The following is a 5,716-nucleotide window of genomic DNA, read 5'->3' on the forward strand; positions in this document are numbered from 1 at the left end:
GGGGGGCGCCATCATTCCGTTATGGGGGGCGCCTTCATCTCGTTTTAGGGGGGCGCCTTCCGTCGGAATCATCAAGCTAGCCGTCGAAACCCGAGCCGACCAGCGTCAAGCAACCTCGGCGTTTCTAACTTGCCGCGATAGCTCGAACCTGCCCGCATTTTCTTGCGGCGAGGCTCTTGACCCGACTGCTCATGCGCCTTAGGTATGTGTGTGCATACTTACCTATGAGGCGACATGCACTCCAACGACATGGTCCGCAAGCCGCGAGCCCGCGACCGCCAAGCCACTCGCGACGCTCTGATAGCGGCCGCAGCGACGGCGATCGCCGAATGCGGCTATGAGGGAGCGACGACGCGCGCCATCGCCGACGCCGCAGGATGCTCGGAGGCCCTGATCCAGCGATATTTCAACGGCAAGGAAGGCCTGCTGCTCGCGGTTCTCAACAAGGAGGACGACCGCTCCGACGCGGCGCTCTTCTTGGCGCGTCCGCTTTGTCCGACCATGGCGCAAGAAGCACGTGAGATGCTCTTGCATTCGGTCGAGAAAATCTCGGAACGTTCGGACCGAATTCGCATCGTGATCTCGAGAGCCCTGCTCGATCGAGCGTTCAAGGCGCATTTCAACCGCATCTGGATCCGTGAAGATGTCAGGAGCGGCCTCGAGACGCGGCTCGCTCTCTACGTCCACGCTGGAATTGCCGAACCTTATCTCGATGTCGGCTCCGCCGCCGAAATGCTGCTGAGCCTCGGCTTCGAGCTGGGTTTCGTCCATCGCGAGATTCTCGAGATTTCACCCGAAATGACGAGGCGGCTTCTGGAACAGTTCGCGGACATGTTCGGTCGAGCCGTTTCGGCGCCGCCCTCCCGCGGATCGCCCGCGGAGACCCTGCAAGGCGGCGAATGAGGGGCCTCGGCGTCTCCGAAGCCGTACGATGAAAAACGCCATGTTTTCCGCACTCTCTCGAGCGAAGCCGCACATGATACCGACGCCTCACCGAGTCCCTTCGTCGCCCTTGAACGTCGCGAATCCTGAAGCACGGATTTCGCGCTCGGCAGGGCTGTTCCGCGCTTACTTCGCGCTGCTTTCTATGGCGGTCGCTGCGAGCTGCGAACAAGCGCTGGCCGCCGAGCCGACGCGTCCGCCTGCGCAGGCGGGCTATGTCGTCGTCCATCTCCAACCGATCACGCGCGTGACGGAATTGCCTGGCCGCACGACCGCCGTCCTGACCGCGGAGGTGCGGCCCCAAGTCAATGGGGTGGTCCTGAAACGGCTGTTCGAAGAGGGCAGCGAGGTCAAAGAAGGCCAGCAACTCTATCAGATCGATCCCGCTCTCTACCAAGCGGCCTATGACAGCGCGGTCGCCACATTGGCGCGCAATCGGGCGACTCTCCAAGCGGCGAATGCGAAAGCCGCTCGTTATAAGGCGCTGTCCGCCATGAAAGCCGTGAGCAAGCAAGACGCCGACGACGCCGTGGCGACAGCGCAACAAGCGGAGGCCGATATCGCCATCGCCCAAGCGAGCATCTCCCAGGCGAAGATCAATCTTTCCTACACGAAAGTTCTGGCGCCCATCTCCGGCCGTATCGGTCGATCCACAGTCACGCCGGGCGCGCTCGTAATCGCCAACCAAAGCAATGTTCTCGCGACGGTCACGCAGCTCGACCCGATCTATGTCGATGTGACGCAATCGGCGACGACGCTATTGCGTCTGCGGAAGGCCCTGGCGAGCGGCGAGATCGAAAGCGTCGGCCGTGGCGCGGCGAAGGTCACTTTGAAGCTCGAAGACAACAGCACATACGACGTCCCGGGAAAGCTGCAATTTTCGGAGGTCACCGTCGACGAAGGGACGGGCACGGTTCTCATGAGGGCGATTTTCCCCAACCCTAAACACCTCCTGTTGCCGGGCATGTATGTGCATGCCTCCCTTCAGGAAGGAGTGGATCGAAACGGCGTTCTGATCCCGCAGCAAGCGGTCTCCCGCAATACGCATGGAGATGCGACCGTCTTACTGATCGGAGACGACAACAAGGCGAGCCTGCGCATCATACAAACCGGTCAAGCTATCGGCGATCAATGGATCGTCATCGGCGGCCTTCGCGCGGGCGAGCGCGTGATCGTCGACGGATTGCAGAACATCCGTCCCGGCGATGTCGTTCAACCCATCGCAGTCGAAGACGCGGCAATCCGCGTCGACAAACGGTCCTGACGTTTCGCCGCAAGGATTCCATCGATGTCACGTTTCTTCATCGACCGTCCGGTGTTCGCATGGGTGCTCGGCCTGATCGTGATGCTGCTCGGCGGCATCTCGATCTTTCGGTTGCCGATCGCGCAATATCCCAGCATCGCTCCGCCTCAAATCTCGATTACGGTCACCTATCCCGGAGCCTCCGCTCAGACGGTCATGGATACGGTGGTAAGACCCATTCTCCAACAAATGTCGGGCCTCGATGGCTTGGAATATCTTCTTTCGACCGCCCAATCGAATGGATCGATGGAAATCGACCTGACATTCGCGCAAGGCACGGACCCGAACATCGCGCAGGTGCAAGTTCAGAACAAGCTTTCTCTCGCCCAGCCGAATCTGCCGACCGAGGTCACCCAGCAGGGGATCAAGGTCAACAAATCGGTCAAAAGCTTCATGATGATTGTCGGCGTCTATTCCGAGGACGGCGCGATGTCCGCCGTCGACATCGACGACTATGTCTCTTCCAACCTCAAGGATCCGTTGACGCGCATCACCGGCGTCGGCGACTTCACCTCGTTCGGATCCGAATATGCCATGCGCATCTGGCTCGATCCGGACAAGCTCAACAAATATTCGCTGACCGTCGGCGATGTCACGAGCGCGCTCACCGCGCAGAATGTGCAAGTCTCGTCAGGAGAGCTCGGCGGCCTGCCGGCCAGCCGAGGCAATCGGCTCGACGCCGCCATCATCGGGCCGGCCCGGCTCGAAACGCCCGAGCAATTCGAGAACATCTTGCTCAAAGTGAATCCGAGCGGCTCACAGGTGAGATTGAGGGACGTCGCGCGTGTCGAGATCGGCGCGCAGTCCTATTCGACAGCATCGCTCTATAACGGCAAGCCTTTCGGCGCTCTCGCGCTCAAGCTCGCCCCGGGAGCCAACCAGCTTTCCACCGAATCAGCCGTGCGCGCCGAGCTGGACCGTCTCGAAACATTTTTCCCTCCCGGCCTCAAGCTCGCCTATCCGCTCGACACCGAGCCCTTCATCACGCTTTCCATCGAGGAGGTGGTGAAGACGCTCTTCGAAGCTGTCGCGCTGGTCTTCGTGGTCATGCTCGTCTTTCTGCAAAACTTTCGCGCAACGCTCATTCCGACGATCGCTGTGCCGATCGTGTTGCTCGGCACATTCGGCGTGCTCGCCGCTTTCGGCTATTCGATCAATACGCTGACGATGCTCGCAATGGTGCTCGCCGTCGGCCTCCTCGTCGACGACGCCATCGTCGTCGTCGAAAATGTCGAACGGCTCATGAGCGAAAAGGGATTGTCGCCGCGAGACGCCACGCGCGCGTCGATGGACGAGATATCGGGAGCGCTCGTCGGCATCGCCCTGGTGCTCTCGGCGGTGTTTCTGCCGATGGCCTTTTTCGGCGGCTCGACCGGCGTGATCTATCGTCAGTTCTCGGTCACGATCGTGTCGGCGATGGCGCTCTCCGTGCTGGTCGCGTTGATTCTCACTCCGGCTCTCTGCGCGGCGCTGTTGAAAGAGCCGGCGCGGGAAAACGGTCCCCGGGCCGGCTTCTTCGCATGGTTCAATCGCGCATTCGCTCGCCTCACCGAGCGCTACGAGAACGGCGTCCACAATCTGATCGCGCATCCGCGCGCGTCCCGTCTGATCTTCATGGCGATCACCGTGGCGGCGGTCGTGCTGTTCAACCGCATCCCGACCGGCTTTCTTCCCGACGAGGATCAGGCGCTCCTCTTCGGCCAAGTGACGATGCCGCCTGGAGCCACCGCCGAACAAACGGCGGCATTGAACAAGCAGCTGGCCGATTACCTGCTGACCGCCGAAAAGGAGAATGTGGAATCTGTGCTGACCGTCTCGGGATTCAATTTCGCCGGTCAGGCCCAGAACGCCGGCTTCGCGGCGATCAAGTTGAAAGATTGGTCGCAAAGACCGAGCCCCCGACAGAGCGGCGCAGCCGTCGCCGGTCGCGCGATGCAACATTTTGCAGGGAGCCGCGACGGCCGAGTCTTCGTTTTCCAGCCGCCGGCGGTGATGGAGCTCGGCAATGCGACGGGCTTCGACCTCCAGCTCGAAGACCGGGGGCAGCTCGGGCGTGACAAATTTCTCGCTGCGCGCAATCAATTGCTCGGAATGGCGGCGCAGGACGTTACACTCGCCGGCGTGCGCCCGAACGGGCTCGAAGATGCGCCCCAGTACCGGCTGAAGATCGACCGCGAAAAAGCCAATGCGCTCGGCGTCTCGGTGAGCGACCTCAACGCGACCATACAGGGCGCTCTCGGCTCGCAATATGTCAATCAGTTCCTGCGAGCGGGACGTGTGAAGCAGGTCTATGTCCAGGGTGACACGGCTTCGCGAATGTCGCCGAGCGACCTCGCGCGTTGGCATGTGCGCAACTCGTCGGGAAAAATGGTTCCGTTCGACGCCTTCCTCGACGGCGCGTGGACATTGGGTCCACAAAAAGTGGAAAGCTACAATGGTCTCACATCCTTTGAAATTCTCGGCGCCCCCGCGCCCGGCCATAGCACGGGTGAAGCCATGGCGGCGATGCGGCGCCTCATCGCGAAGCTTCCTCCGGGAGTCGGCTACGAATGGACCGGCCTCTCCTATGAAGAACAGAAATCCGGCTCGCAGACAGCCGCGCTCTACGCCATCTCCCTGACGGTCGTGGTGCTCTGTCTCGCCGCTCTCTACGAGAGCTGGGCGATCCCTCTTTCCGTCATACTGGTCGTTCCCCTCGGCGTCATCGGCGCGATCGCGGCGACATTACACGGCGGACTGGCCAATGACGTCTATTTTCAGGTGGGCCTGCTCACGACGGTCGGCCTCGCGGTGAAGAACGCGATCCTCATCGTCGAATTCGCAAAAGCGTTCTTCGACAATGGAGCGACGCTGGCGGAGGCCGCGATCGCCGCCGCCGGAGAGCGGCTGCGGCCGATCTTGATGACGTCCATCGCCTTCGTGGCGGGCACTCTGCCTCTCGTCTTCGCGACCGGCGCCGGTTCGGCCAGCCGCATCGCGATCGGCACGGCGGTCGTCGGCGGCATGCTCAGCGCGACGCTTCTCGCGATCTTTTTCGTACCGGCGTTCTTCGTCTCGGTCTCGAGCGCTTTTCGGGTCAGACCAAACCGAGTTGTCGAGCTTCGAGTTCCCGTGACGCGGGACAGTCCGTCTGATCAAAGGGCCAGTGGTGTGCCATTGAACTGATGGGGTGGATGCCCCCTTCGGCCGGCATCATATGATGTCGGAGGGCGCCCGGAAGAGAGGCGCGACGAAGGAGATCATTATGGCGGAAGTCCATGTCCTGACGATCGATTTGGCAAAGCGCAGCTTTCAGGTCTGCGGAACGGCTCGCGGCGGGGCGGTTCTATTCAATCGCACAGTTTCGCGTTCGAAGCTCGAGCAGCTCTTGCGCGGGCAGGCGCCCTGCATCGTCGGGTCGTGTCCCCACCGGTGGTGTAGCAGTTCGGGAGCAAGCCGCTCGCGACGCGCGCTTTTCATAGCGCCGTAGCG

The 5,716-nt window shown here is 61.7% G+C and carries 3 protein-coding genes; all 3 read left to right on the top strand.

Annotated features, from left to right (window positions below; genetic code table 11):
• Positions 1-234: 234 nt before the first annotated feature.
• Positions 235-903, top strand: a complete 669-nt coding sequence (locus K3F48_RS23135; protein WP_222577799.1) for a TetR/AcrR family transcriptional regulator — start codon at positions 235-237, stop codon at positions 901-903.
• Between the two features lie 184 nt (positions 904-1,087).
• Positions 1,088-2,206, top strand: a complete 1,119-nt coding sequence (locus K3F48_RS23140) for an efflux RND transporter periplasmic adaptor subunit (RefSeq protein ID WP_255609697.1) — start codon at positions 1,088-1,090, stop codon at positions 2,204-2,206.
• 24 nt (positions 2,207-2,230) lie between these two features.
• Positions 2,231-5,410: an efflux RND transporter permease subunit gene (locus tag K3F48_RS23145; protein WP_255609699.1), complete on the top strand. Its 3,180-nt coding sequence runs from the start codon at positions 2,231-2,233 to the stop codon at positions 5,408-5,410.
• Positions 5,411-5,716 lie beyond the last annotated feature (306 nt).

Origin of the sequence: Methylosinus sp. Sm6 (genome assembly GCF_019802345.1) — a bacterium.
Lineage (GTDB): Bacteria > Pseudomonadota > Alphaproteobacteria > Rhizobiales > Beijerinckiaceae > Methylosinus.

Coding starts and splice junctions, on each gene's coding strand:
- K3F48_RS23135 (WP_222577799.1), top strand. CDS start 235: ATGCACTCCAACGACATGGTCCGCAAGCCGCGAGCCCGCGACCGCCAA.
- K3F48_RS23140 (WP_255609697.1), top strand. CDS start 1,088: ATGGCGGTCGCTGCGAGCTGCGAACAAGCGCTGGCCGCCGAGCCGACG.
- K3F48_RS23145 (WP_255609699.1), top strand. CDS start 2,231: ATGTCACGTTTCTTCATCGACCGTCCGGTGTTCGCATGGGTGCTCGGC.